Genomic DNA, 24,903 nt, shown 5'->3' with positions numbered 1-24,903 from the left:
ATGGTGCGTATTCTTGTTGCGGGAAAGCTCCATCCGGACGGGCTTGCTGTTTTGAACCGGCCGGATGTTCAGCTCGACTACGTCGAAGAAGTGTCGTCGGTGAGCTATCAGCCGTATCTGGAGACCGCAGACGCGATTCTCATCAGGACGCAACCGCTGCCGGGGGATTACATTGCCGCCGCGCCCCGACTGCAGATCGTATCGCGTCACGGTGTGGGCTACGACGCGGTCGATGTTAACGCGCTCAACGAGCGGAAGATTCCGCTGACCGTCGTCGGCGATGTCAATTCGAGGGCAGTCGCAGAACATGCGGCGATGCTCATGCTGGCTGCAGCACGCAGGACTGTACTGTTCGATCAGCGCATGCGAGCCGGAGACTGGAATTATCGAAACAGTCTCGACTGTGACGAGCTGGACGGAAAAACACTTCTGGTCGTCGGTTTCGGCAGGATTGGACGGCGTCTATCGGAAATCGCATCAGCACTCGGAATGGATGTTCTCGCATACGACAGGTTCCAGGCGGATGAGTCTATCCTGGCCCGTGGAGCGAAGCCGGTCACCGATTTAAGTGAAGGACTACGCGTTGCTGACGTCGTGTCCCTTCACGTGCCTAAGGTCGGAGATCAACCTCTTATCGGAGCCAGCGAACTCGCGATCATGAAACCTACGTCGATCGTGATCAATACGGCGCGCGGGGGGCTGATTGACGAGGCGGCCTTGGTCGAGGCGCTCAACAACGGGCGTCTCGCCGCAGCGGGCCTCGACGTCTTCGCCGACGAGCCGCCGGCGACAGATAGTCCTCTTCTCAAATGCGAAAGGGCCATCGTCTCACCGCACAACGCAGGGCTGACGGAGGCGTGCGCCCGACGAATGGCCATTTCCGCAGCTACGAACATCCTGAATTTCTTCGATGGGAAGCTCGACCCGGCGTTGGTGGTGAACCACGACCAGATACATGCGCCCAGCGGAGCAGCGATCGGAGCATAACCAATGGCGCTCCTTTCACTGAAGGAAGTCACGAAATCTTATGGCCAGGTCGCTGTTCTCAAAGGGATCGATCTCGATGTCGAGCCTGGCGAGGTGCTTGCGCTGGTTGGAGAAAACGGCGCGGGTAAGTCGACGCTTATGCGCATCATCGCCGGTCTTGCCCAACAGACTGCCGGCACAGCAAGCTTCGATGATGTCTCGGCTCCCACCTCGCTTGTTGGTGCAGAGGCTGCAGGCATCATAATGGTCCATCAGGAGTTCTGCCTCGCACCACATCTCACCGTGGCCGAGAACGTTTTCCTCGGCCGAGAAGTGCGCAAGGGACCCTTCACCGACACAAAAATCATGCAGCGCCTTGCCAAAGAAAGCCTTGCGCGGCTTGGGTCATCGGCCAACCCGCGAGCTAAACTCAAGGACTTGCCGGTTTCCGACTGGCAGTTAATCGAGCTTGCGAAGGCTTTCGCGCGCAATCCGCGGCTCGTGTTGATGGACGAGCCAACCGCGGTGCTTTCTGGCACCGAGGCCGAGCGGCTGTTCGAACGTGTGCGCGAATTCCGGGCCGCCGGTGGGTCCGTCATATTTACGTCTCACCGTCTCGACGAAGTAAAGGAAATCGCTGATCGGGTCGCGGTCTTGCGCGACGGACAGATCGTTCGCCTGGAGCGGGCGTCCCAATTGAGTGAATCGCAAATGGCGGAGGCTATGGTTGGTCGTCCGCTTGCGGAAATCTTCCCGGCCAAGTGCCCTCCGGTGAACCCAGTTGAAGTGCTCGGCATCAACAACCTCGCCAGTCGAGGCTTTGTCTCCGAGGCGACGCTCTCGGTAGGGCAGGGCGAGATTCTAGGCGTCGCCGGCTTGGTAGGCTCGGGCCGCACAGAGCTCTTCGAGGCGATCTGCGGACTGCGTTCGGCAACCTGCGTTGAGTTCCGATTGAACGGCACTGTACGGAAGTTGCCGGCCGCGCGCGAGGCATGGCAGCTGGGTATCGCCTATCTCACGGAGGATCGAAAAGCAAAGGGGCTGCTGCTGGGCAAGCCACTCGCTGTCAACCTCGCACTGACATCTGGAGCGCTTTCCGGACGAACGTGGATCGACAAAAAGGCGGAGCGGGCAAAGTTGCTCGACGCCGTGTCGGCATATGACATCCGCACCGGAGACATCGACACAACGGCCGGCTCTCTCAGCGGGGGTAATCAGCAAAAGGTCCTCATCGCCAAGACACTGGCCAGCGATCCGAACGTTGTCATTTTCGACGAGCCGACACGGGGCGTCGATATCGGAGCAAAACAGCAAATCTACAAGATCATCGCCGATCTGGCGTCTCGGGGAAAGGCGATCGTCGTTGTGTCCTCCGAGATGCAGGAGGTCGTCGGCCTCGCGCACCGTGTTGTCGTGATGCGCAAAGGCAAAGCTGTCGGGGAATTGTCGGGCGATGGCATCAACGAGGGCGAGATCATAAGGCTCGCTATGGGCGTTCAGGAGGAGTTAGATAATGTCCGATATATCGGCAACGCACGTCGGTAGCGCCGGCGGTTCGGGCCGTCAGAAAGCGCTCAAGGCATTCGAGGCTGCAGGTCCTCTCCTTGCACTGATCTTCTTGATGATCATTGGCTCTCTGATGAGCAGCAGCTTTCTCGGTGCCGAAAATCTTTCGAACGTGTTCACGCGAAGCGCGATCATCGGCATCATCGCTATCGGCGCGACCTTCGTCATCACCGCTGGGGGACTGGACCTTTCGGTGGGCTCGCTGAGCGCATTGGTGGCAGGCGTAGCGATCATGGTCATGAACCAGGCCACGGGGTCATTCGGTACGGGATGGCTCCTTGTTGCCGCCGGCATCGTGTTTTCGCTTCTGCTCGGAGCCGCAGCGGGCTTCTTCAACGGTGCGATGATCGTCAAGGGGCGTGTGGAAGCGTTCATTGTGACGCTCGGAACCATGGGGGTCTTCCGCTCGATCCTGACGTGGCTCTCCGACGGGGGCTCCATCTCGTTGGACTTCGCCCTCCGCGATGCAGCCCGACCGATTTACTATGGAACGATCGGTGGGATTGCCGTTCCGATCTTCGTTTTCATCGCGATCGCGGTGATTGCCGAAGTGGTCTTGCGGCGCACGCGCTTCGGACGTCATGTCGCTGCCATTGGCTCCAACCGTTACGTGGCTCTGTACTCGGCAATCCCGGTCGATCGTGTGCGTATTCTGACCTATGTCATCCAAGGCCTATGCGTTGGGATCGCCACCGTCATCTACGTACCACGCCTCGGTGCGGCGACGCCGTCGACGGGAATGATGTGGGAACTCGAAGCGATCGCTTCCGTCATAATCGGGGGTACGGCGCTTGGTGGAGGCTTCGGACGTGTCTGGGGCACCGTCGTCGGCGTTCTCATTCTCGGCTTCATCTCCAACATCCTGAACCTCACCGGATTTATCTCGCCGTATCTTAACGGGGCGGTCCAAGGTGCGATCATCGTCATCGCAGTGCTCCTGCAGCGTGATCGATCCCAAGGTTAGCTTCTCCAAATCTTCAATCTGAACCGAACCGGCGACTGCCGTTTCAAAACTCACGCCCAATGGGAGGGTAACGCATGCTCAGTAAACTCAGGAATGTCGTCGTGGCTGGAGGACTGGTTCTTGCCGGCCTGACAGGCACCTCGTACGGTGCCGACGCGACGATCGGGATTTCGATACCCGCGGCTGACCACGGTTGGACAGGGGGCCTCGTCTACCACACGAAGCGCACCGTCGAAGCCATGAAGAAGGCGTTTCCGAACATCGACTTCGTTGTCGTCACTTCATCGAGCGCTACGCAACAGGTCAACGACATCGAAGACCTGATGAGCCGCAAGATAAACGCGCTCGTTGTATTGCCACAGGAATCCGATCCGCTCACCGAGCCGGTTAAAGCAGCGAAGGCCAAGGGCGTGTTCGTCACGGTCGTCGATCGTGGCCTCGCCGAGAAGAACATCGAGGACCTCTACGTGGGCGGCGACAATCCGCAGTACGGGGTCGCCGCTGCAGAGTACTTCAAGAAAAAATTCCCGGACGGCGGCAAAATCGTCGTAATGCGTGGGATTCCCACGGCGATTGACAACATCCGTATCGAGGCGTTCCAGAACGCCCTCAAGGATTCGAAGATCGAAATTCTCGACATGCAGTACGCCAACTGGAATCCGGACAAGGGTTTCGAGGTTATGCAGGATTACCTTCAGCGTTTCCCCAAGATCGACGGTGTTTGGGCTGGCGATGACGACGCCGCGCTTGGTGCAATGGAGGCAATCAAACAGACGGATCGCAAAGGCGTGAAAGTGCTCGGCGGCTCGGGCATGAACAAGGTCATCAAGCTCGTCCAAGACGGGAATGACATGGTTGACGCCGACATCTTCTATCCGCCAACCCTGATCATCCCGGCGATCGAACTCACAACGATGAAGTTCGCAACCCAGGCCCCGATCAACGGGCGCTACGTCCTCGGCAGCCCGCTCATCACCAAGGACAACGCCGCACAGTACTACTTCCCTGACGCACCCTACTGAGTGCTAGGCTATCGTGGGGGCGCAATTCGCGCCTCCACATAATTCATTGCGAAGTTGGGATTCTTGCAATACCTGTGGGCGGCAACTCACCTGTCGCAACGACGGGAACTTGTAACCGGGATGGGAGCCGCCAGCATGCCACGGACAAAAGAAACGACCGAGCCGCCAGTCCAGCTTGCTCACTACGAGGGCTTCGTCAATGAGGTTACAAAGCAATATGACAGTTTGAGTGATCGCTTCCAGCAGGTCGCCCGCTTCATCACGCAAAACCCGAATATCGTCGCGATGCAGTCCATCAACGTCATTGCCGAGCAATGCGGCGCACACCCATCGATCTTGGTGAGGTTTGCCCAGCATTTCGGGTTTTCAGGGTTTAAACAGCTCCAGGCAGTTTTTCAGACGCGCCTGTCCACGGCTGCGCCGGGTTACCGAGAGCGCATCAGCGCGCTGGATGCCGATCTTGAGAAGACCAAGAAAAATGGAAATCTCGGGTTCCTCCACGATCTAGTTGTCAGAGACATTGCCACGCTTCAGGGCCTTCTGAACACGGTAAGCGAGGAAAACCTGACGCAGGCGGCGACAGTCTTGAACGACGCCGACACGATCTTTATCGTCGGCCAGCTACGTTCTGAGCCGATCGCGCGTTTCCTTCGTTATGTTCTTTCGATGTTGCGTAGAAGGGTCGTTCTGCTCGATCCCGCCGGTGGTCTCGCGCCCGAAATGGCCCAGGTTATGGGCCCCAAGGACGTGCTTGTCGCGATCTCGTTCAGGCATTACGCCAAGGAAGTAATCGCGATTGCGGATGTGGCAGCGCAGAATGGAACGCCGATGGTGGCAATTACCGACAGCCAGCTGTCCCCGCTGGCAAAAGGCGCGGCGGTGCTATTCACTGTGCCGGAAGACGAGTACTCCTTCTCCCGCAGCCTCGCAGCGCCGATGTGTCTGACGCAGTGTATCGCAGTCTCCTTGGCCGCCATGCTGCAGACCAACGGCAAGGACGCGCCGCGCATTCCTACCGTTACAGGAAACCTCCGCCGCAAGCCGTAAGGCGTTATTTTCGACGATCCCAATCTATGCCAGCTCGTAGCTGAAACCATGGAAAAAGCAGCTTAAAGTTGCTCAAGTCGGTAGAGTAACCTTCCGCGCTGCATGGTGATTTGCTAATCCATTGGTCATGGGGGAATCATGAAACTTGTTCGTCTTCGGCTCAGCAATTTCCGGTCTTTCGGCGTAATTCCGACAACGATCGATCTCGACAACATGACGTTTTTGCTCGGTCCAAATGGATCGGGTAAAACTGCGGTACTACAAGCGTTGGCCAGAATGTTCAGTTTGGACCCGGGCCAGCGAAAGATTCGCAAATCGGACTTCCATGTCCCTTGCAATGAGAGTGAGACTCCCTCGAAGCGACAGCTTTGGCTGGAGGCGGATTTTGAATTCCCGGAACTCGTTGTCGACGACGGATCGCCAAAGCCCGGTATTCCCGGTGCGTTCGCCCACATGCAACTTATGGCACCGGAGGGCCCGGTACAGATTCGCTTCCGCTTGATGGCCGTTCTCGACCAAGACGGTGAAATCGAGGAGAACTTTACCAACGTTCAGAAAACCGATGCAGGCGGCCAGCCGACCGTTGAAAGTCGGGTTGCGAAACAGGACCGCAACAGCATTCAAGTCCATTATTTACCAGCCCGACGTGATCCGGCCGACCATATTTCCTACTCAGCGAATGCACTGCTCGGTCGACTACTCAGAGCTGCGAATTGGGCGAGCGAACGGACCGCTGTTGACGGGCTCACGGAACAGATCAGCTCCGCACTTGCCGGTAACGCCGCAATGACCAGCGTGACGAGCGCGTTGTCCAGTTCATGGACAACGCTCCATAAGGGCAGCCACTTTACGAACCCGTCAGTCTTTTTCGGACGAAACGAAATCGAAGCTCTCCTGCGCCACATGAGCTTGGTGTTCGCGCCTGGGCATGATGAAGAGCGGGTCGATTTCTCACGCCTTAGCGATGGGCAGCAATCGATACTGTACTTGTCGATCGTGATGGGGGTTCATCAGCTCAGCCAGCGTGTCCTCGCTGGAGAGTTAGAGGGCCAGTTCGACATCGACAAACTTCGCCCGGCAGTGTTCAACATGATCGCCGTCGAAGAACCTGAAAACAGTCTATCGCCGCACTACCTGGGTCGGATCGTGGCAAGCCTCAAAGAGTTCTCAGCGGGCCAGGATTCGCAGGCTGTGTTGGCAACCCATTCAGCGTCGATAATGCGTCGGGTCGATCCGAGAAGCGTTCGTTATTTGCGCTTGGCTGCGGACCGGACGACACGTTCAAGGAGGATCGTTCTTCCTGATACGGAAAAAGAGGCTGATGCGCACAAGTTCGTGCAGGAGGCGGTTCAAGCGTACCCTGAGCTTTATTTCGCCCGCTATGTCGTACTCGGCGAAGGCGATAGTGAAGAGGTAGTTCTACCCCGCCTTATAAGTGCCGCTGGCACAAAAATCGACGACGCCTCGATCTCGGTAGTGCCTTTGGGCGGTAGGCATGTGAACCATTTCTGGAGACTGCTTCACGGCTTGGAGATTCCGTTCGTAACGCTGCTTGATCTCGATCTTTCTCGGCACGAAGGTGGATGGGGACGAATTCGATACGTTTGTAAGCAACTGCTTGCCTATTCCGATGTGGAGGAAACAGGTGTCACAGCGGCCATCACCGACCAATATCCAGTATGGAACTCTCCCTCGCGACTACTCGCTGCCGATAGCGTCGGTCCTAAGGTCATCAGCTGGCTTGAAGGAAAAGGTATCTTTTTCTCGACGCCGCTCGACCTCGACTTTGCAATGATGATTGCTTTTCCCGCTGCATACGACGTTGACCAGGCCGAATTGGTCGTTCCGGATGAGGCAACGTTCAAATCAGTGCTAGGGAAGTCGCACGATACCGCGACAGATCAGTACAGCGAAAGCCAGCTGTCATATTTCGACGCTTACAATCGTCGCTTCAAGAACGGAAGTAAACCCGTCTGGCATATTCGAGCAATGTCACAGCTTGACGATTTCATAATCGAAGCTTTTACGCCCGCCTCGTTGGATCGTCTTGTTAAGCACGCCCTTAATGCTCTGAAGGTAGTTCCCGAATGATCTCTCGGGACCGGTGGACACCCGCAGGCGGTTTAACGCTTGAACCTAACGCGCTTCTGGCAGCTCGAGCGGTGTCCGGCAACCTGGCGCTCACCGCAGGTCCTGGGGCCGGAAAAACTGAAGCTCTCGCGCAACGTGCCGACTTTCTGCTCCGCACTGCGACTTGCCGTTATCCGAGCCGTATTCTCGCGATCTCGTTTAAGGCCGATGCGAGTCAAAACTTAAAAGGCAGGGTCAGGCTCCGATGTGGTCACGAACTCGCAAGCCGGTTCGACAGCTACACGTTCCACGCTTTTGCGAAGCGCATCATTGATCGATTTCGGACGGCATTGGTGGGCCAAGATCAACTTGAACCCGATTACAGCGTCGGCGAACGCAGGGTGCAAGGACAGTCGATCACCTTCGAGGACATGGTCCCGTTGGCCACCACGATCGTGAAGTCCAATACCATCGCCAAGAATGCCTTGAAACACACGTATAGCCACGTCTTTTTGGACGAATTCCAAGATTGTACCGGCGAACAATATGAGTTTTTGAAGAGTTGCTTCTTTAGCTCGGGCGCGGAGCTGACAGCCGTAGGCGACACTAAACAGAAGATCATGGGATGGGCAGGAGCGCTTGAGGGTATATTTCAAGACTTCGCAAGGGATTTCAAAGCGACGCCATTAAGCCTCTACCAGAATTTCCGTGCAAAACCCCGGCTCAAAAGAATGCAAAACGCGATGGTGCGGAAGATGGACCCGTCGGCGGCGGTCGATGACGCTGATTTGCCCGGTGAGGAAGGCTCAATAACAGTCCTCACAGCCGCTGACGCGACTGAAGAGGCCGAAAAGCTTGCTGCGGCGGTAAAAAGCCGGATTGACGAGGGACTAGAACCTTCCGAAATTGCCGTCCTTGTCAGCCGCGATCAGCAGTATGTCTGTCAGCGCCTTAGGGCGGCCTTTCAAGCGCACGAAATTCCCTTTCGTGAGGAAGATAGTACGCAGGAATTCACGGCGGAGCCGATCGTTAAAGTCATCACTGACCTTTTGCTTGTCGCTGGAACAGCTGAAAGTGGCGACGCCCACCGACGGTTGATAGACGCGATCGTGTACGGTCGGGCGATGGATGACGAGCAGGAATACCGTGCCCGTTCCCGATGGAATAGGTTCGTTACCGAGACGCGGGAGGTCATCGCTCGCGGTGGCATTGCAAAAGGGAGTGTGGTGGGGCTGAAAGGTATCCTTGAACGTCTCTTTCAGGTCGTCGGTCGCGACGCGATCGTCGCCATGTCGCCAGACTACGCTCACGGCAGTAGGCTAAACGAACTGGTCGACGCGGCAGTAAACAGATTGCACGACGTGCTTTCGCACGATGAGGATATCCGGTTGGCCCTCTCCGCGTTTGCCGCAGATCGGGCCGTACGGGTCATGTCCGTTCACAAAAGCAAGGGTTTGGAATTCGATACCGTGGCAGTAATGGGAGTCGAGGAAGAAACGTTCTGGGGGAAGATTGCAGACGAGCGATCCGCCTTTTTTGTTGCCATTTCGCGAGCGAAGCGAGAGTTGATACTTACTGTCGCAGCAAGCCGAGAGCGGCCGGTCGGGTTTCCTGGCTATCGGCGGTGGACAACGTTGCGGCATCCGCACGACGAGTTTCTGGGATACGCACTACCATATCAATTGACCTACTCATAATCACCGACGCATGACGCCGAAATGGATGGGGGGCCGTTGATCGTGAACCACGTTCATCTGGTGTCCTGTGCACGTCAAATCCAGATTGATCTCAACGATGCCAATATCTTCAAAGACTGCCAAGATGCTCTGGGGGAAGTCGGCGGCACGGTGTTCGATGCCAGACTGCCGCAAACTTCTTGTTGTTGACGAGACCGAGACCGACGACCCGGCGTTGATCGGAGAAATGGCCCATATGGTCGCGGAAAGTGTAGACGGTCCGCGTGGAGTTTCTCCGTTAACGCCGGCAGAACGAGACCTCTATGGAAACCTGTTGCTGCTATGTCGAAACCATCACAGAGAGATTGATGAGCAGCCGCTCCATTGGACGGTCGAACGCCTGCAAATATTAAAGGCCGACCACGAAGCCTGGGTCGGTTCTAACCCCAATTACGACGCCCAGAAAGTTCGTGACGATATCACCTACGCTGGCTACGTCGACGAGTGGTTAAACCTTTGCCATATGCACCGGTGGAGGGAATGGTCGAGCTTCGTGTTGAGCTCCGGGCAGCCAGGGCTTGAGAAATCCGTTCGCGATGATCTCACCACCGTAGTTTCGTGGACGGTGAAACGTGTCTGGCCGCGTCGCTATCCCGAGCTTGAGAGCGCGCTGCAGAACTTCGCAGTAGTCGCTCGCGATTTTATCGGCAAGTTCAATGAGCATTGCGAGACCTCGCGTATCGACGATGACGAGTTGATCACAAAGAAATTTTATCAAATCGATGAATGGAACGAGGAACGTTACCACAGGCTCTTCGACCGGTATGAATTTCATGTGGACCTTGTTGAAGACCTGATGTTGGAGCTTACGCGTGCGGCCAACCATGTTTGCGATGAAATCCGCAATAATCTTCTCCATTCTTTTGGTCTGCAGGAAGGAAGGTTATCAGTGATGTCCGGACCTCATTCCGATATGTGTTGGCGCGAAAGCGTGGTGCAATACAGCAAGGCGGAGAAAGCCGGTGCACCACCATACCCTGGACTTCAAGCCTTTCTGACAGCAAGGGCCGATCGCGATATGAACTTCGGTAGTGGAAGCGAACCCGCCTAGCTTGGCGTCACTTCGCCAAGCGGGATCGCGATTAAGGCGTCATCTCTCGCGTGACGAACCAGACGTCAGCCGCACGCGCCGGTGACATGGCTGCTTATGAACTACTTGAGGACTTCCGATACCCCGACGGTTCGGTTCTCCCTCAGCGAAACAACCGCCGCCTCTGCGAGTGCTAGGGCCTTCACGCCATCGTCAAAGTCAGCCTCGGTCGCCGAACCAGCGATCGCGGACTTGATGAACGACTCAAGACCTGCGGCAAACGCTTCGGTGTAACGCTCGATGAAAAAGTTGAGATAAGGCTCTCCACCACCAGTGCTCTCGCCGCCGAAACGTTGCAGCTCGTGAGGGCGGCGATTGCCGGAGATGACCATGCCCTTCGCGCCCAGCAGTTCGACACGCTGGTCATACCCATATGTAGCGACGCGCGAATTCGTAATCGAGCAGAGTTTACCACTCGCAGTCTTCATAACGACCATGACAGAGTCCACATCGCCAAACTCGGTGGCAAGCGTCGGGTCAATGATCGCGCTACCCGTCGCGAAGACCTCGACAGGCTCTTCGGCCAGCATGTAGCGGGCAAGGTCGAAGTCATGGATAGTCATGTCGCGGAGGATACCGCCTGACGCCCTGATATAGTCTCGAGATGCAAAACCGGGATCGCGGGAGGTAATGATGACCTGCTGGATGTCGCCGATATCGCCGGCACGTGCTGCATCCCGGGCGGCTCTGTGGCCTGGATCGAATCTCCGGTTAAACCCGATCTGGATAGGCAACTTCGATCCGGCGATCGCGCGCCTGCATGCAAGCACTCGCTCGAGCGATAGATCAATTGGTTTCTCACAAAAGACAGCTTTGCCTGCTGCGATAGCCTTCTCGATGAGATCGGCATGGGTAGGTGTTGATGTGGCGATCAATACAGCATCTGCCTGGTCAATGGCGTCTTCTGCGGTTGCTGCTACGGGGCACTTGAACTGAGCTGCGACCTGTTTCGCGGCATCCGCAATCGGATCGAACACGATTGCGAGTGTGGCATTCGGTGCGCGGTCGATTGTTGCTGCATGCATTTTTCCGATTCTGCCGCAGCCAAGTAGAGCGATCTTTAGCAATTTTTCCTCCAAGGTAGTCGCGTCCCAAACTGATCACGACGCCGCGCAAGAAAAATTGCATAATATACGAATTGTCAATAAAAATTCTCGGCGGCTGAGGGGCAAGCGCGCGTGGCCGTCGGTGGCGAAGAGGCGGACTCGATGATGTTGGCTTGGTGAATAAACCTCGGCCCGCGCGACCAAAATGACAAGAGTTGCAACCAAGTCAGGATGACAATTTTTATTGCGTCTATTTTAGCAAGCGAAAACAGCCACATGCGGTTGTTTCGCGAAGATGCTAGCAAAATCACTTGCAATTATTCGAATGTCGCAATAAAAATTCCCGGACAAAATTGATCGACCCATTTTGTCGATCTGGGAGGCATCTATGAATACCGTTCGTTTGACCATGGCTCAAGCCCTGGTGCGCTACCTTTGCAACCAGTTTACTGAAGTTGACGGAAAGCGCGAGCCGCTTTTCCCTGGCGTGTTCGCAATTTTCGGACACGGCAATGTGACGTGCCTTTCCGAGGCTCTTGAGGCAGTTCAAGACGTTCTGCCAACGTGGCGCGGCCAGAACGAGCAATCAATGGCGCTCGCTGCAATCGGATTTGCGAAGGCAACCCGCCGCCGCCAGATCATGGTCGCCACGGCGTCGATCGGGCCAGGTGCCCTCAACATGGTCACTGCTGCTGGCGTCGCTCATACGAACAGACTTCCTGTACTGTTGTTGGCCGGCGATACCTTCGTGAACCGCCGCCCCGATCCCGTAATGCAGCAGGTCGAGCACTTCGGCAACCCGACTGTGACCGTGAACGATGCCTTCAAAGCGGTTACTCGTTACTGGGACCGTATCACTCATCCTGAACAGATCATCTCGTCTCTGCCGCAGGCGGTCGCCGTGATGCTCGATCCCGCGGACTGCGGTCCTGCGTTCATCGGTCTGCCACAGGACGTCCAGGAAATTGCATGGGATTATCCCGAGAGCTTCTTTGAGCCGACGTTGCACCGTTCACCGCGTCAGCGGCCGGATCGCGGCAGCCTCGAACAGGCTGTGAAAACGCTCAAGCGCGCCAAGCGTCCGCTGATCATTTCCGGCGGCGGTGCCCGCTACTCCGGAGCCCAGGATCAACTCGCTGCATTCGCCGAAAAACATGGCATTCCGCTTTGCGAGACCATTGCCGGCAAAGGGACCGTCACCCATGACCACCCAGCGCACGTAGGTCCGATTGGTATCGTAGGGTCTACATCGGCGAACGCCATGGCCGCCGACGCCGACGTGATCCTTGCGGTCGGCACGCGTCTTATGGACTTCACGACGGGCTCATGGACGGCATTTTCGCCGGATGCCAAGTTCGTCGCGATCAACGCTGCTCGCTTCGACGCCCATAAGCACCAGGCCGTTGCTGTGGTCGGCGACGCATTGGAGAGCATCACCGAGCTTGAGGAGGCCATCGGTGATTACAAGGCGAGCGCCGAATGGACTGAAAAAGGTCGAGCCGAGTTCGCGAAGTGGAATTCAGCACTGGACGGCTATCAGAAGCCAACGAATGCCGCCATTCCTACCTATGCTCAGGTCGTTGGTGTCGTGAACGAGAAGGCCGGCGAACGCGATCTGTTGATCACGGCTGCAGGCGGGTTGCCCGGCGAAGTTATGAAGAACTGGCGTGTGAAAGCGCCGAACACTTTCGACTGCGAATTTGGCTTCAGCTGCATGGGCTATGAAATCGCGGCTGGCTGGGGCGCAGCCATGGCCGATCCGAGTCGCACTCCAATCGTCATGATTGGCGATGGCACCTACATGATGATGAACTCGGACGTGTATTCGACCGTGCTCTCAGGTCATAAGATGATCCTCATCGTCTGCGACAACGGCGGATACGCAGTTATCAACCGACTGCAGAATGCCAAGGGCACTCCGGGTTTCAACAACCTTCTCAAGGATTGCCGCGTGAAGGAGCCGTTCGCGGTTGACTTTGCAAAGCATGCCGAAGCGATGGGCGCGCTCACGCGGCATGTTGAAAGTCTTGCCGATCTCGGTGCCGCAGTTGAGTGGGCAAAGTCGACCGACCGCACCACCGTTCTCACGATCGTTTCTGACGCCTTCACATGGACGCCGGGCGATGCTTGGTGGGATGTCGGTGTCCCTCAGGTCAGTGCACGCAAGGAAGTCAATGCGGCTGCCGAAGACCAGCAAAAAGGCCGCAAGCGCCAGCGTGTTGGTGTGTGACGGGCGGGGTTGAGGTTGAAAATGGAAAACCAGTTCGAAAACAAGATTGCCGTCATCACCGGAGGTACCCAAGGTCTGGGTGCCGCGACAGCGGAGCTGTTCGCTAGTCGCGGGGCAGAAGGCATTGTCATTTGTGGGCGATCGGAATCGAAGGGCAGGGAACAGGTCGCCAAGCTCGAGAAGCTCGGCTCCCGCGCCCTTTTTGTACGCGCCGACCTTTCGGTGGTGGATGATTGCCGGAATGTCATTGCGGAAGCGGACCGGGCGTTCGGCCGTGTGGATACTTTGATCAACGTCGCCGGCGCAACCGACCGCGGAACAATCATCGATACATCCCCTGAGCTCTTCGACAAGCTCTTCGCGATCAATATCCGCGCTCCGTTCTTTTTGATCCAGGAGGCGGTCAAACTTCTCCGCCGCGACAAGATCGAAGGCACGATCGTGAATATCTCCACGATGTCATCGATGGGCGGACAGCCGTTCCTCGCGGCCTACAGCTCGTCGAAGGGCGCGCTGGACACGTTGACGAGAAATACTGCTTACGCCGTCCTCCGGAACCGTATCCGAGTCAACAGCCTCAACATCGGCTGGATGGCATCGGAAGGAGAGGATCGAACGCAGCGTGAAATCGATGGTCAGCCCGACGACTGGCTGGTTAAGGCCGCGGCAGAGCAGCCTAACGGAAGGCTGATCGAACCTGCCGAAGTCGCCCGGGCAATCGCTTTCCTCGCTTCCGCCGAGTCAGGATTGATGACCGGGGCGATCGTGAATTTTGATCAGGGTATCTGGGGTGCGTACGACGGTGTTCCCCATCCCGCTGCAGCTCTTTAAATCCAGGTGAAAGAAATGCGCACTATCAAGGGTCCCGCAGTTTTCCTCGCTCAGTTTGCGGCAGATGAGGCTCCGTTCAACAACCTCAAGGGTTTGGCAGGATGGGCCGCTGACAAGGGCTTCAAGGGCGTTCAGATTCCGACTTGGGATACCCGCGTCATTGATCTCGAGCTTGCCGCTGAGAGCCAGGATTACGTGGATGAGTTCAAGGGTACGTTGGCCGAACATGGCCTTGAGGTGACCGATCTCGCCAGCCACCTACAGGGCCAGCTCGTCGCGCTTCACCCGTCGTTCAATCTGCCGGCGGATTCGTTCGCACCGAAGAAGGTTCATCGGAACGCAAAGGCTCGGCAGGAGTGGGCCGTAAACCAGCTGCTTTGCGCCGCCAAGGCATCGAGGCGGTTTGGTGTCGATCGCCACACCACCTTCAGTGGCACGCTCCTGTGGCCTTACTTCTATCCCTATCCGCAGTGGCCGGATGGCCTGATTTCCGACGGCTTCGACGAGCTCGCACGCCGCTGGCGGCCGATCCTCGACGCGTTCGACCGCGAAGGCGTCGACGTCTGCTATGAAATCCATCCGACGGAGGACCTGCACGACGGCCTGACGTTCGAGATGTTTCTGGAGCGGGTCGACAACCACCCACGCTGCAACATCATGTACGACCCTAGCCACCTCGTGCTTCAGTCGATCGATTACCTCACATACATCGACCACTATCATGAGCGCATCAAGACCTTCCACGTCAAGGACGCGGAGTTCCGCCCGACGGGGAAGACCGGTGCATACGGCGGCTATCAGCCCTGGATCAGCAGAGCCGGCCGGTTCCGTTCGCCGGGCGATGGCCAGGTCGATTTCGGCGCGATCTTCTCGAAGCTTTCCGGCTACGATTTCGATGGCTGGGCTGTGCTCGAGTGGGAGTGCTGCCTCAAAAACTCCGAGGACGGAGCGGCTGAGGGCGCTCGGTTCATTAGCGATCACATCATCCGCGTTTCGGAACGCGCCTTCGACGACTTCGTGAAGTCGGGCGCGGACCGTGCGGTGAACAACGAAATTCTCGGAATTGAAGGGTAATTCGGTGAGCAGCTCGTCTCTCTCAAAACGCAGGTTGCGACTTGGAATGGTCGGTGGCGGTCTCGGCGCGTATATCGGGGGCATCCATCGCTACGCAGCTCGCCTCGATAACCAGTTCGAGCTTGTCGCCGGCGCGTTCGACGTAGACGCCGCTCGCGGCCATGCATTTGCGGCGGACAACTTCATCGAGGCTGACCGTTCGTACGATAGTTTCCAGTCCATGGTAGAAGGCGAGCGCAACCGCCCTGACCGTATTGATGCCGTCGCGATCTGCACGCCGAACCACACGCATTTTCCGATCGCCAAGGCGTTCATCGAAGCCGGTATCGAGGTCATCTGCGAAAAGCCGATGACCACCACCATCGAGGACGCGATTGCGTTGCACGACCTGGCCAAAGAGACCGGGCGCTTCGTCGGTGTCACTTATACCTATAGCGGGTACCCGATGATCCACGAGGCGCGCGCGATGGTTTCGCGCGGCGACCTCGGAAAGATCAGGGTGGTCCAGGTTGAGTACCCGCTCGAGTGGATGGCGACCGGGATCGAACTGCAGGGTAATCAGCAGGCGGCATGGCGCACCGATCCCAAGAAGAACGGCCGCGGCGGTTCGATCGGTGACATCGGCACGCATGCCTATCATCTGGCAGGGTTCGTGACGGGCTTGAAGGCCGAGGCGATCGCTGCCGACCTTGCCACGTTTGTGGAGGGTCGAGCACTGGACGACAACGCTCACGTCATGATCCGTTATGAAGGCGGCGCGCGTGGTCTGCTTTGGTCGTCGCAGGTCGCGATCGGCCAATCAAACGGTCTTCGTCTTCGCGTGTTCGGCGAGAAGGGCAGCCTCGCCTGGCACCAGGAGGCACCGAACGAACTCGTGTTCACGGAATTGTTCGGCGCTCCAAAGGTTATCAAGCGGGGGCGCGACGACCTGAGCCTGGAGACACGGGCGCGCACGCGCACACCGCCAGGACACCCAGAAGGCTATATCGAGGCTTTCTCCAATCTTTACCAGGGTTTTGCAGAATCGATCCGAGCAAAAGCCGACGGTCGCGAGCCCAACGCGTCGGGAGCAAATGTCCCGACATCATATGACGGTTTGAAGGGCGTGGCATTTGTCGACGCGGTCGTCGACAGCCATGAACAAGGCGGCGGCTGGCTGAAGCCGAAGTTCGCCTGACATGGAATGACCTGAAGGCCGAACCTGACGGGAACGGGTTCGGCAACAGGCTAAGGCATCCATAAGAAATCACACCGCGGCCGGGCGGTGGAACCAGCGGAATGACCTTCCGCCGGATTGGATAACTGTTGCCGGTTTTCAAGCGGTCGCCGAGGGCCCCGCGTCACTGTGGAGGAGAAGAAAATGAAACTGAAGAAGTTGATGCTCAGCGCGGCATTCGTTGCCATGACGTCGGCCGTCGCACATGCCGAGACGATTGGCGTCGCCATGTCGCTTTTCGACGACAATTGGCTGACGGGCCTTCGTCACTCGATGGAAGATCATGCGAAGGGTCTCAAGGACGTCACGGTGAACACCGAAGACGGCCAGGGTGACATCGCCAAGCAGCAGAGCCAGGTCGACAACTTCATCGCCGCCGGCGTTGATGGAATTGTCATCATGCTCGTGGACGCCGACGCTGGTGCGGCTATCTCCAAGCGCGCCGCTGAAGCTGGCATCCCCCTCGTGTTTGTCAACAACGCCCCGTCGAACGTCGACAGCCTCCCGGACAAGCAGGCATTCGTCGGCTCCAACGAAGAGCAAGCAGGCACTTTGGAAACCGAGACGGTTTGCAAGATGCTCGGCGGGAAGGGCAAGGCTGTCATCATCCAGGGTCAGCTGGGTACCACTGGTCAGCGCGGCCGCACGAAGGCAACGCACGACGTTCTCGCGACCGATGCCTGCAAGGGCATCGAAGTTGTTGACGAGCAGAGCGCAAACTGGATGCGCACCCCGTCGCTCGACCTCGTGACCAACTGGCTGTCGGCCGGACGTGACTTCGACGCTGTCATCGCCAACAACGATGAAATGGCACTCGGCGCTATCCAGGCACTCAAGGCTTCTGGCAAGTCGATGGACAAGGTCGTCGTTGGCGGTGTCGACGCGACAGCAGATGCCTTGGCGGCAATGCAGGCGGGCGATCTGGACGTGACTGTCTTCCAGAACGCAAAGGGTCAGGGTGTAGGCGCGATCGATACCGTCCTCAAGCTCGCGCGCGGTGAGAAGGTCGAGAAGAAGACCTACATCCCGTTCGAACTCGTCACCAAGGACAACCTCGCCCAGTACACTGCGAAGAACTAACGGTACCTGGGGCGCGGTACCAAACCGCGCCCCAATGTCTAAATGGGGAGGCCAGTTATGACATCAATCAGTCCATCTACGATGGCCGCGGTTCGCCGCAGCGGTGCCGTCCCAAATGCCGAATTCCTTCTTGCAGCTGAAGGTATTCGCAAAGAGTTTCCAGGGGTATTGGCTCTCGACGACGTATCGTTCCGGCTCAAGCGCGGTAGTGTCCATGCACTGATGGGGGAAAACGGTGCTGGCAAATCAACGTTGATGAAAATCCTTGCCGGGATTTACACACCAGACCAGGGCGAAGTCACCCTACGTGGCGTTCCGATCAGACTGCAATCTCCGCTCGACGCGCTGGAAAACGGAATCGCGATGATCCATCAGGAATTGAACCTGATGCCATACATGACCGTGGCGGAGAATATCTGGATTCGACGGGAGCCGCGGAACAGGTTGGGCTTCGTGAACCACGGCGAAATGCATCGCATGACCGCCGACCTCTTCAAGCGTCTGAGGATCGACATCGATCCCGAGATCGAAGTGCGGCACCTCTCGGTGGCAAGCCGCCAGATGGTCGAAATCGCGAAGGCGGTATCCTATGAGTCCGACGTTCTCATTATGGACGAGCCCACTTCGGCGCTGACGGAGACCGAGGTTGGGCACCTGTTCTCAATCATCCGGGACCTGCGGTCGCACGGTATCGGGATCGTCTACATTACGCATAAGATGAACGAGCTCTTCGAAATCTCTGACGAGTTCTCAGTGTTCCGCGACGGGCGCTACATCGGTACCCATGCGGCATCTGACGTCACCCGCGACGACATCATCAAAATGATGGTCGGACGTGAAATCACGCAGATGTTCCCTAAGGAAGACGTTGCGATCGGCGACGTCGTCCTCTCGGTGAAAAATCTGACGCTCAAGGGCGTCTTCGAAAACGTCTCTTTCGACGTCAGGGCCGGCGAAATTATGGGCGTGGCTGGCCTTGTCGGATCGGGGCGTTCGAACGTCGCCGAGACTATCTTCGGTGTGACACCAGCGAGCTCGGGCACGATCGACCTCTATGGTAAGCGGGTGGACATTAAATCGCCCGCCGTCGCGATCCAGAACCACATGGCCTTTCTCACCGAGGACCGCAAGGATACCGGGTGTCTTCTGATCCTGGATATCTTGCAGAATATGCAGGTCGCCGTTCTTCACGACAGATTTGTCAAAGGCGGCTTCGTTCAGGAGAGCGCTGTCGAAAAAGCCTGTGAGGATATGGCCAAGCGCCTACGAGTGAAGACACCAGGTCTGTTCGAGCGGATTGAAAACCTGTCCGGCGGCAATCAACAAAAGGTTCTGATTGGGCGTTGGCTACTTACCAACCCACGGATTCTAATTCTCGACGAACCCACTCGTGGCATCGACGTCGGTGCAAAGGCAGAAATCCACCGGATTGTCACCGAATTCGCGAAGGCGGGCGTCGCCGTACTGATGATCTCATCGGAGATGCCCGAGGTTCTCGGCATGAGCGACCGCATCATGGTCATGCACGAGGGCAAGGTCACTGGCTTCTTGGATCGTAGCGAGGCCACTCAAGTCAAGGTCATGGAACTCGCATCCCGCTGAAGCCGGATCGGAGGAGATTTATTATGGAAAGCAAAGCCCTAGCCGAAACTGCAACCCAAGATCACCCAGCGCCGCGGAAACGGAGGCTGCCTACGGAGCTGAGCATTTTCCTAGTGCTTGTCGGTATCGCACTCGTTTATGAAATTCTGGGATGGATTTTCGTCCATCAGAGTTTCTTGATGAACTCGCAGCGCCTAACGATCATGGTTCTCCAGGTCTCGGTAATCGGCATCATAGCCGTGGGTGTCACGCAGGTCATTATCACCGGCGGTATCGACCTTTCCTCCGGATCGGTTGTTGGTATGACCGCGATGATCGCTGCCGGTTTTGCCCAATCCTCGACGTGGACCAGGGCGATATACCCGAATATGACTGATCTGCCCGCCATCATACCGATTGCAACGGGTATCTTGATCGGCCTGGCAGCAGGATTGGTCAACGGTTGGCTGATCGCCTACACGAAAATCCCGCCGTTTATCGCCACGCTTGGTATGATGGTTTCTGCCCGAGGCATTTCTAAGTGGTACACTAAAGGTCAACCCGTCTCCGGACTGACTGACCAGTTCAATTTCATCGGTAGCGGTGCATGGCCTGTTATCGTGTTCCTCGTCGTCGCCCTGATCTTTCACATTGCACTCCGGTACACGCGTTACGGCAAGTTCACCTACGCGATCGGCGCTAACCCGCAAGCTGCCAGAGTTTCGGGCATCAACATCGAAGCACATCTCATCAAGGTCTACGCAATCGCTGGTGCGTTGGCAGGCCTGGCGGGTATTGTGACCGCGGCGCGTGCCCAAACCGCCCAGTCCGGCATGGGCGTGATGTACGAACTCGATGCTATCGCTGCGGCCGTCATCGGCGGAACCTCGCTCGCCGGTGGTGTGGGACGGATTACGGGCACCGTGATCGGGGTAATCATCCTCGGCGTTATGTCTTCGGGATTCACCTTCCTCCGTGTGGATGCGTATTACCAGGAGATCATCAAAGGCGCGATCATCGTGGCCGCTGTCGTGGCCGACGTTTACAGACAGAAGCGCAAGAAGGTCTGATCGCCGCTCGAATTGGGCTTGAGCAACCCTGTGGTCAAGCCCGTAATGAACGCCGGCTACGCCGGCGTTCGCCTTATTCTCTCCCTCTCACAACTTGGATATGACCATGAAGGTCGGGACACCGAAGGAAGTGGCCTCCGCTGAAGCGCGCGTTGCGATGACGCCCGATTCGGCGAGGCATCTGCAGAAGCTTGGCTATGAATGCCTGATCGAAGCCGGCGCAGGTCTCAGGGCCGGGTTTGCCGACACGGTCTACCTCGATGCCGGGGTGCGGGTCGTCGACACTGCTTCCGCTCTTTATGCCGAGGCCGACGTCATCGCCAAAGTCCGACCGCCAGAGTTATCGGAGGTCGACGAAATACCGTCCGGAAAGACCCTCATCTCGTTCCTGTATCCGGCACAGAACACTGCCTTGCTCGATCGTGTTGCGGCGGATGGTGTGAATGCAATCGCCATGGATATGGTTCCGCGGATTTCACGTGCCCAGAAGATGGATGCGCTGTCGTCGATGGCGAACATCGCCGGCTACCGCGCGGTTATCGAAGCCGGCGGCAATTTCGGTCGGTTCTTCACTGGCCAGATCACTGCAGCGGGAAAGGTGCCTCCAGCGCGCGTGCTCGTGATTGGCGCGGGCGTGGCGGGTCTCGCCGCGATCGGTACGGCGACGTCTCTCGGCGCAATAACCTACGCTTTCGACGTGCGCCCGGAGGTGGCAGAGCAGATCGAGTCCATGGGCGCTGAATTCGTCTTCCTCGATTTCGAGGAAACACAACAGGATGGTGCTGCCAGCGGTGGTTATGCCGCACCTTCTTCACCTGAGTTTCGTGAGAAGCAGCTGGCCAAATTCCGTGAGCTGGCACCGCAGATCGACATCCTGATAACGACAGCGCTCATTCCAGGTCGGGATGCCCCAAAGCTGTGGCTTGCGGACATGGTGTCGTCGATGAAGCCCGGTTCGGTCATCGTTGACCTCGCCGCCGAACGCGGTGGAAATTGCGATCTGACTGTGCCCGACCAGCGTGTCGTATCCGATAACGGCGTGGTGATCATCGGATACACCGATTTTCCAAGCCGCATGGCCAATCAGGCATCGACGCTTTACGCGACGAACATCCGTCATATGCTCTCGGACCTGACGCCTAGTAAGGACGGCAAGATCGTTCACGACATGGACGACGACGTGATCAGGGGGGCGACCGTGTCGTTTGCCGGAGAGATCACGTTCCCTCCGCCGCCTCCGAAGATCAAGGCTATTGCGGCGCAGAAGCCAAAGGAAAAGGCTAGGGAAGCCACTCCGGCGGAGAAGCGCGCTGAAGAAATGCGTGCATTCCGATCGCAGACCAAGCAGCAGGGTTTCACTTTGTTGATTGGCACAGCTCTGCTGCTTGCTGCGGGTGCGTACGCGCCGCCGAGCCTCATGAACCACCTCGTTGTCTTCGTGTTGGCCTGCTTCATCGGCTTCCAGGTCATCTGGAATGTATCGCATTCCCTCCACACTCCACTGATGGCCGTAACGAATGCGATCTCGGGTATCGTCATTCTCGGTGCGCTAATGCAGGTCGGGTCCGGGAACTGGTTGGTGGTGACGCTTGCCGCGTGCTCGGTTCTCGTGGCGACGATCAACGTGGTCGGCGGATTTCTCGTGACACGGCGCATGCTCGCCATGTTCCAGCGCTCGTAGGAGGTATCGATGTCGGTAGGTATCGTTTCGGCCGGCTATATCGCCTCGGCCATTCTTTTCATTCTGTCGCTTGGAGGTCTGTCAGGGCAGGAGAGCGCAAAGCGTGCAGTTTGGTACGGCATAGTCGGTATGGCTCTGGCAACGGTGGCGACTTTGATCGGGCCGGGTATCGCCAACGGATTGATCCTTCTACCGCTGATCGCTATTGGTGCGGTGCTCGGGTATGTCGTTGCTTCCCGCGTTCAGATGACCGAAATGCCGCAGCTCGTCGCAGCACTGCATTCGTTTGTCGGCCTAGCCGCGGTGTTCATTGGCTTCAACACGCATATCGAGGCGGCAAGCGTTATCGCGCTGGACGAAGCTGCTCGCGCTTCTCTCAACGGCTTTGCGGCAACCCTCGCGCACAAGAGCGCGGTTGAACTATCGATCATGAAGGTCGAAGTGTCTCTGGGCATCTTCATCGGCGCTGTGACCTTCACGGGCTCGGTCATCGCTTTCGGCAAGCTCTCGGGTAAAGTCGACGGCAAAGCGACGAAACTCCCAGGCGGACACTACCTGAACGCAGTCGCGGCACTTTTCTCTGTGGGTCTCCTGCTGGTCTATTCGAATGGCGCGGGAATCTGGCCGCTCGTTCTGATGCTGATCCTTGCGCTGTTCATCGGATATCACCTGATCATGGGCATCGGTGGGGCGGACATGCCTGTCGTGGTTTCCATGCTGAACAGCTATTCGGGCTGGGCGGCAGCGGCGATCGGCTTCACGTTGGGCAACGATCTTCTGATCGTCACCGGCGCGCTGGTCGGATCATCGGGCGCTATCCTTTCGTACATAATGTGCAAGGCGATGAACCGCTCGTTCGTTTCGGTCATTCTCGGCGGCTTCGGTGCAGCTAGTGGCTCGGTGATGGAAATCATCGGAGAGCAGGTGGCGATCGACGCCGACGGTGTGGCCTCGGCACTCAACGACGCCGACAGTGTCGTAATAGTACCCGGTTACGGCATGGCGGTCGCTCAGGCCCAGCAGGCGGTTTCAGAGCTCACTCGAAAGCTACGCGCAGCCGGGAAGCAGGTGCGATTTGCGATCCACCCCGTCGCGGGGAGGCTGCCGGGTCATATGAACGTCCTCCTAGCAGAGGCCAAGGTTCCATACGACATCGTGCTCGAGATGGACGAGATCAACGAGGACTTCCATGAAACCGACGTTGTTATCATCATCGGGTCGAACGACATCGTGAATCCGGCCGCGCAGGAAGACCCGGGCAGCCCGATCGCCGGCATGCCCGTCCTGGAGGTCTGGAAGGCAAAGCAAGTCTTCGTGTCCAAGAGAGGTCAGGGTACGGGATACTCTGGCATCGAGAACCCGCTCTTCTACAAGGACAACACGCGGATGTTCTACGGGGACGCCAAGAAGAGCATCGACGCGCTTATACCGCTTCTCGCATAGGTTCACGGCTTCAGTCATGATCGAGCACACCCCAATCATTATTGCAGTCGCTGTCATCGCCGCCTTCGTCGTTGGTCTCTCGAAAGGCGGACTTCCGTCCGTCGGGACACTATCGGTTCCACTGCTGGCGACAGTCATCTCGCCTGTGACCGCGGCGGCGCTCCTTTTGCCCATATTCGTCGCCAGCGACATGGTGGGCCTCTACCTTTATCGGCACAGCTATTCGCGTCGAAATCTGATGATCCTCACCCCAGCATCGCTGGTTGGCGTGGCCATCGGATGGGGGTTCAGCGCTCACCTATCGAGCTTGTTCATCGGCATGCTGGTGGGTCTTGTCGGTGTGCTGTTCTGTCTGAACGCATGGTTCGGCCGGCGCTACCGTGCGAGCCGAGGTGAGGCCGATGCCAAGGTCGCGCCAGGGACGTTCTGGGGCATTCTAACGGGGCTCACCAGCTTCGTTTCGCATTCGGGCGCGCCGCCTTTCCAGATGTACGTGCTTCCGCAAAACCTGGAGAAGATGAAGTTCGCGGGCACAGCGACGATCTTGTTTGCCATCGTCAACGCGGCAAAGATCATTCCGTACTGGGAGCTTCACCAATTCTCCAACTTCGATACTAAGCTGGTTCTGTGGCTCGCGCCGGCGGCAATCGTCGGGACGGTCGTCGGGAAGAGGCTGACCCAGATGTTGCCCGACGGCGTCTTCTTCCGGATTATCGAAGTGACGCTGCTTTTGCTTTCCCTCAAGCTCATAGCGGACTATGTGATGGCCGCGCCGGTGTGAAACCGCGGGCTGCGAAGTAGACCATAGGGCTGTCGATTTTCGTGCTTCGAGGTTTTGGCGCGAACTGAGAGTGCGTCGATCGAGAACCGATCCACGTTCGCACATGGCGGGACCGGCCTTCGACGGCTAATGCCGTTTAGCTGTTTCAATGATCGCTATCTTGGGTCTCGCTTGCCAAGTCGTGCGAGCCTGGGGGCCTCCGGGTCAAACATCATGTCCATGATCGGCGATAAACCCAGCGAACTCGATCGGATTGTCATTCAATATGCCGGCTGTGAATGCCAGAAGCATCGCAGTTTGGATATCCTGAGTATGCGTTGTGGGGAGCTTCGGCTGGGTGATGCAACGTCGCGACGACTATCCGCGCTTCATATGCTGCTTGGTCTGACAAGCAGACCGTAGTACCAAC

19 protein-coding genes are annotated in these 24,903 nt (G+C 57.6%); 18 read left to right on the top strand and 1 reads right to left on the bottom strand.

The features are described from left to right. The 8 genes from FZ934_RS24775 (at window position 1) to FZ934_RS24740 (ending at window position 10,422) form a co-directional block, all read left to right on the top strand. Complete coding sequence (locus tag FZ934_RS24775; protein ID WP_153273460.1) at window positions 1-987, top strand: hydroxyacid dehydrogenase; 987 nt, start codon at window positions 1-3, stop codon at window positions 985-987. Window positions 988-990: 3 nt separating this feature from the next. Next, window positions 991-2,511: a sugar ABC transporter ATP-binding protein gene (locus FZ934_RS24770; protein ID WP_153273459.1), complete on the top strand. Its 1,521-nt coding sequence runs from the start codon at window positions 991-993 to the stop codon at window positions 2,509-2,511. Beyond that, window positions 2,480-3,496, top strand: a complete 1,017-nt coding sequence (locus FZ934_RS24765) for an ABC transporter permease (RefSeq protein ID WP_153273458.1) — start codon at window positions 2,480-2,482, stop codon at window positions 3,494-3,496. Before FZ934_RS24770 ends, FZ934_RS24765 begins: the two co-directional genes overlap by 32 nt. A gap of 74 nt (window positions 3,497-3,570) precedes the next feature. Continuing rightward, window positions 3,571-4,518: a substrate-binding domain-containing protein gene (locus FZ934_RS24760; RefSeq protein WP_153273457.1), complete on the top strand. Its 948-nt coding sequence runs from the start codon at window positions 3,571-3,573 to the stop codon at window positions 4,516-4,518. A gap of 135 nt (window positions 4,519-4,653) precedes the next feature. Further along, a complete protein-coding gene (locus tag FZ934_RS24755; RefSeq protein WP_153274029.1) occupies window positions 4,654-5,565 on the top strand; it encodes a MurR/RpiR family transcriptional regulator in 912 nt (303 codons plus the stop codon). A gap of 138 nt (window positions 5,566-5,703) precedes the next feature. Next, window positions 5,704-7,656, top strand: a complete 1,953-nt coding sequence (locus tag FZ934_RS24750; protein WP_153273456.1) for an AAA family ATPase — start codon at window positions 5,704-5,706, stop codon at window positions 7,654-7,656. 71 nt (window positions 7,657-7,727) lie between these two features. Continuing rightward, a complete protein-coding gene (locus FZ934_RS24745) occupies window positions 7,728-9,332 on the top strand; it encodes a UvrD-helicase domain-containing protein (protein ID WP_432443629.1) in 1,605 nt (534 codons plus the stop codon). A 157-nt stretch (window positions 9,333-9,489) separates the two neighbouring features. After that, on the top strand, window positions 9,490-10,422 hold the full coding sequence (locus tag FZ934_RS24740; protein WP_153273454.1) for a hypothetical protein: 933 nt from the start codon (window positions 9,490-9,492) through the stop codon (window positions 10,420-10,422). 101 nt (window positions 10,423-10,523) lie between these two features. On the opposite strand, the gene iolG is transcribed toward FZ934_RS24740, so the two are convergent. After that, window positions 10,524-11,528, bottom strand: coding sequence for an inositol 2-dehydrogenase (gene iolG / locus FZ934_RS24735; protein WP_153273453.1), 1,005 nt, complete (start codon window positions 11,526-11,528; stop codon window positions 10,524-10,526). A gap of 367 nt (window positions 11,529-11,895) precedes the next feature. Between iolG and iolD the strand changes: the two genes are divergently transcribed. The 10 genes from iolD to FZ934_RS24685 all read left to right on the top strand — a co-directional run bounded on the left by iolD (window position 11,896) and on the right by FZ934_RS24685 (window position 24,494). Then, window positions 11,896-13,737, top strand: a complete 1,842-nt coding sequence (gene iolD / locus FZ934_RS24730) for a 3D-(3,5/4)-trihydroxycyclohexane-1,2-dione acylhydrolase (decyclizing) (protein WP_153273452.1) — start codon at window positions 11,896-11,898, stop codon at window positions 13,735-13,737. Window positions 13,738-13,758: 21 nt separating this feature from the next. Continuing rightward, on the top strand, window positions 13,759-14,568 hold the full coding sequence (locus FZ934_RS24725) for an SDR family oxidoreductase (protein WP_153273451.1): 810 nt from the start codon (window positions 13,759-13,761) through the stop codon (window positions 14,566-14,568). 15 nt (window positions 14,569-14,583) lie between these two features. Next, window positions 14,584-15,642, top strand: a complete 1,059-nt coding sequence (locus FZ934_RS24720) for a sugar phosphate isomerase/epimerase family protein (protein WP_153273450.1) — start codon at window positions 14,584-14,586, stop codon at window positions 15,640-15,642. Between the two features lie 46 nt (window positions 15,643-15,688). Beyond that, window positions 15,689-16,819, top strand: a complete 1,131-nt coding sequence (locus tag FZ934_RS24715) for a Gfo/Idh/MocA family protein (RefSeq protein ID WP_153274028.1) — start codon at window positions 15,689-15,691, stop codon at window positions 16,817-16,819. Between the two features lie 189 nt (window positions 16,820-17,008). After that, the gene (locus FZ934_RS24710) at window positions 17,009-17,938 is read left to right on the top strand and encodes a sugar ABC transporter substrate-binding protein (RefSeq protein ID WP_432443671.1); all 930 of its coding nucleotides are present in this window, start codon (window positions 17,009-17,011) and stop codon (window positions 17,936-17,938) included. Between the two features lie 57 nt (window positions 17,939-17,995). Beyond that, window positions 17,996-19,540, top strand: a complete 1,545-nt coding sequence (locus FZ934_RS24705) for a sugar ABC transporter ATP-binding protein (RefSeq protein WP_246737937.1) — start codon at window positions 17,996-17,998, stop codon at window positions 19,538-19,540. 23 nt (window positions 19,541-19,563) lie between these two features. Next, window positions 19,564-20,589, top strand: a complete 1,026-nt coding sequence (locus FZ934_RS24700; protein WP_153273448.1) for an ABC transporter permease — start codon at window positions 19,564-19,566, stop codon at window positions 20,587-20,589. 106 nt (window positions 20,590-20,695) lie between these two features. Further along, on the top strand, window positions 20,696-22,270 hold the full coding sequence (locus FZ934_RS24695; RefSeq protein WP_153273447.1) for a Re/Si-specific NAD(P)(+) transhydrogenase subunit alpha: 1,575 nt from the start codon (window positions 20,696-20,698) through the stop codon (window positions 22,268-22,270). A gap of 9 nt (window positions 22,271-22,279) precedes the next feature. Further along, complete coding sequence (locus FZ934_RS24690; protein WP_153273446.1) at window positions 22,280-23,713, top strand: NAD(P)(+) transhydrogenase (Re/Si-specific) subunit beta; 1,434 nt, start codon at window positions 22,280-22,282, stop codon at window positions 23,711-23,713. Window positions 23,714-23,729: 16 nt separating this feature from the next. Continuing rightward, window positions 23,730-24,494: a sulfite exporter TauE/SafE family protein gene (locus tag FZ934_RS24685; protein WP_153273445.1), complete on the top strand. Its 765-nt coding sequence runs from the start codon at window positions 23,730-23,732 to the stop codon at window positions 24,492-24,494. The last annotated feature ends 409 nt before the right edge of the window (window positions 24,495-24,903 follow it).

The sequence above is a fragment of the Rhizobium grahamii genome, from assembly GCF_009498215.1.
GTDB classification, from domain to species: domain Bacteria; phylum Pseudomonadota; class Alphaproteobacteria; order Rhizobiales; family Rhizobiaceae; genus Rhizobium; species Rhizobium grahamii_A.
The sequence above is the reverse complement of the archived record's forward strand: the minus strand, read 5'-3'. Positions and strand labels throughout refer to the sequence as shown.

Bases quoted from the DNA above. Each gene is read 5' to 3' on its own strand.
- FZ934_RS24775 (WP_153273460.1), top strand. From the start codon at position 1: ATGGTGCGTATTCTTGTTGCGGGAAAGCTCCATCCGGACGGGCTTGCT.
- FZ934_RS24770 (WP_153273459.1), top strand. From the start codon at position 991: ATGGCGCTCCTTTCACTGAAGGAAGTCACGAAATCTTATGGCCAGGTC.
- FZ934_RS24765 (WP_153273458.1), top strand. From the start codon at position 2,480: ATGTCCGATATATCGGCAACGCACGTCGGTAGCGCCGGCGGTTCGGGC.
- FZ934_RS24760 (WP_153273457.1), top strand. From the start codon at position 3,571: ATGCTCAGTAAACTCAGGAATGTCGTCGTGGCTGGAGGACTGGTTCTT.
- FZ934_RS24755 (WP_153274029.1), top strand. From the start codon at position 4,654: ATGCCACGGACAAAAGAAACGACCGAGCCGCCAGTCCAGCTTGCTCAC.
- FZ934_RS24750 (WP_153273456.1), top strand. From the start codon at position 5,704: ATGAAACTTGTTCGTCTTCGGCTCAGCAATTTCCGGTCTTTCGGCGTA.
- FZ934_RS24740 (WP_153273454.1), top strand. From the start codon at position 9,490: ATGCCAGACTGCCGCAAACTTCTTGTTGTTGACGAGACCGAGACCGAC.
- iolD (WP_153273452.1), top strand. From the start codon at position 11,896: ATGAATACCGTTCGTTTGACCATGGCTCAAGCCCTGGTGCGCTACCTT.
- FZ934_RS24725 (WP_153273451.1), top strand. From the start codon at position 13,759: ATGGAAAACCAGTTCGAAAACAAGATTGCCGTCATCACCGGAGGTACC.
- FZ934_RS24720 (WP_153273450.1), top strand. From the start codon at position 14,584: ATGCGCACTATCAAGGGTCCCGCAGTTTTCCTCGCTCAGTTTGCGGCA.
- FZ934_RS24715 (WP_153274028.1), top strand. From the start codon at position 15,689: ATGGTCGGTGGCGGTCTCGGCGCGTATATCGGGGGCATCCATCGCTAC.
- FZ934_RS24705 (WP_246737937.1), top strand. From the start codon at position 17,996: ATGACATCAATCAGTCCATCTACGATGGCCGCGGTTCGCCGCAGCGGT.
- FZ934_RS24700 (WP_153273448.1), top strand. From the start codon at position 19,564: ATGGAAAGCAAAGCCCTAGCCGAAACTGCAACCCAAGATCACCCAGCG.
- FZ934_RS24695 (WP_153273447.1), top strand. From the start codon at position 20,696: ATGAAGGTCGGGACACCGAAGGAAGTGGCCTCCGCTGAAGCGCGCGTT.
- FZ934_RS24690 (WP_153273446.1), top strand. From the start codon at position 22,280: ATGTCGGTAGGTATCGTTTCGGCCGGCTATATCGCCTCGGCCATTCTT.
- FZ934_RS24685 (WP_153273445.1), top strand. From the start codon at position 23,730: ATGATCGAGCACACCCCAATCATTATTGCAGTCGCTGTCATCGCCGCC.